Below are 2,168 nucleotides of genomic sequence, written 5' to 3'. Positions count from 1 at the left end.
GATATCGAGAGGCAATGGAAGGTGATTTGACCGACTACCAGGATGAAACGTCACTGGGGCAGTTACCCAGATTTTGGTTCCACGGTAACTTCCCGCGACATCCCTCTCAGATGCCCGATAACTGAATCTCGTTGAACCAAGTCTGGTCTGCTTATTGCTGATGAATTAGAACAGATCACCATTTCCAGAACCAGAAAGATTCGGCGCCTATATCCTATGCACAAACAAACCACAGGCTTCACCCTAATCGAACTTATGATCGTTGTTGCCATCATTGGTATCCTAGCTGCGGTTGCCATACCGCTTTACCACGATAATGTTTTGAAATCACAGATAAATCGCGCAGTCGGCGAACTTGGAGCCTACAAATCGGCATTCGAGATCCAAGTATCCAATGGCGGCACGGTCTATAATTCGGATCTCGGTTACGTGCCTTCAAATCTGACGAATGGCACGATAGCCACTGACGTAGGATTAGCCAATTCTGACGGATCCGGTCACATTGAGGTGACAATGGGTGGCAACGCACATCCGAATTTGGTTGGAGTTGTTTTAAGATTTGAACGAGACGCAGTCGGGACATGGGCCTGTAAGATTGATAAAACCGCCGCCGGTGGCTGGCGGTCAGATTATCGACCACCCGGATGTGTCGTTTTGTAGGTGCTAAATCTGCACCTCCTCAAACAACTCCGGCACCTCAACATCCCAACCAAACTTTTCCCGAATCCGTTTCCGCATAACGTCACTCGCAACCATCTCCCCGTGAGTGACGTAAACCTTCTCGGGTTCTAATGAGCCCTGCTCAAGCCATGCCAAGATCTCGTTGTAATCCCCATGCGCAGATAGCGAATCCAGGTTATGAATCTCGGCTTTAACCGGCCAATACTCTCCGTGGATCTTCACCGATTCTGCACCATTCACTAGCGCGTCCCCACGAGTTCCGGGCGCCTGAAAGCCAGCAAAAACAACGCTATTTCGAGGATTGGGTAGCAACGTCTTCAAATGGTGCAATACCCGTCCGCCACTGGCCATTCCACTGGCTGAAATAATCACGCACGGATAACGCACTGCATCTAGCTCAATAGATTCTTCCACCTTGCGAACAAAATTGGTTTTGTCATCAATCAGCTCGCACTGCGCCGCACTGAGCTTGTGTTCTTTATGGTGCTTGCAGAAGATCTCCGTGGCCTTGATGGCCATCGGGCTGTTCAGGAACACGGGTAGCTTGGGAATCTTCCCGTCAGCCATAATTTTATGAATCACATACAGCAGCATTTGTGCTCGCCCAACGGCAAACGCCGGTAGAAGCACGATACCTCCGCGCCCCGCGGTACGGGTAATGATTTCAGCGAGAACCGCCTCAGGGTCTGTCTCGCCATGGGCTCGATCCCCATAGGTCGATTCACAGACCAGCACGTCGGCATTCTGCAGCGGCTCCGGCGGACGCATGATGACGTCGTTCTGTCGCCCCACGTCACCGCTGAACACGACCGTCCTGTCCGCGCCCTTGTGATGAACGTGCACGCAGGAAGAGCCAAGTATGTGGCCGGCCGGGCTAAACGTGACCTCGAAACCTTTTACTGGTTCGAATGTCTCGTGATAATGCAGGGATTCAAAGTGCTTGAGGGCTTCCCAGGCGTCTTTCTCGGTAAACAACGGCTCCGGCTTCTCGTGCTTCGAGAACTTCTTGCGGAAGGCGTATTTCGCATCCTCCTCCTGCAGAAAGCCGGCGTCTGGTAGGAGTACCTTGCACAATTCATGAGTGGCTTTGGTGCAGTAAACCTTGCCTTTGAAGCCGTTTTTCACGAGGGCTGGCAGGTAGCCGGAATGGTCAATATGAGCGTGGGTAAGTACTACCGTATCAATGGTGGAAGGATCCACCGGAAACTTCGCCCAGTTGCGGCGGCGCAGGGTTTTCACGCCCTGGTACATGCCGCAGTCCACCAGTACCCGGTGCTTGTCGTCCGAGAGCAGGTAGCGGGAGCCGGTGACGGTTCCCGTGCCGCCAAGGAAGCGAAGTTTCATAGAGGCGTCCTTCTGGTTCTTTGTTAAAGGAGTGTTACTATTACCCATCTTAGTTCATGACGTTTTGATCTGAAGCAGGAAGCGAATCGCATGCATTACAGCTCTATCCTCCCAGATGTCATCAAGGTAGCAGACGAGGCCAG

General features: G+C 52.3%; 2 protein-coding genes. One reads left to right on the top strand and one right to left on the bottom strand.

Going from position 1 to position 2,168, the window contains the following annotated elements; translation table 11 throughout:
- Window positions 1-216: 216 nt before the first annotated feature.
- Window positions 217-660, top strand: coding sequence for a pilin (locus B2W52_RS15285; RefSeq protein ID WP_273071683.1), 444 nt, complete (start codon window positions 217-219; stop codon window positions 658-660).
- A gap of 3 nt (window positions 661-663) precedes the next feature.
- Here B2W52_RS15285 and B2W52_RS15280 read toward each other — a convergent pair whose 3' ends face one another.
- A complete protein-coding gene (locus B2W52_RS15280) occupies window positions 664-2,025 on the bottom strand; it encodes an MBL fold metallo-hydrolase (protein WP_273071684.1) in 1,362 nt (453 codons plus the stop codon).
- Window positions 2,026-2,168 lie beyond the last annotated feature (143 nt).

Origin of the sequence: Marinobacter sp. UBA2498 (assembly GCF_002341575.1) — a bacterium.
In the GTDB taxonomy this organism is placed as follows: domain Bacteria; phylum Pseudomonadota; class Gammaproteobacteria; order Pseudomonadales; family Oleiphilaceae; genus Marinobacter; species Marinobacter manganoxydans.
Note: the sequence above shows the minus strand (reverse complement) of the source record. Positions and strands in the feature narration are given on the sequence as shown.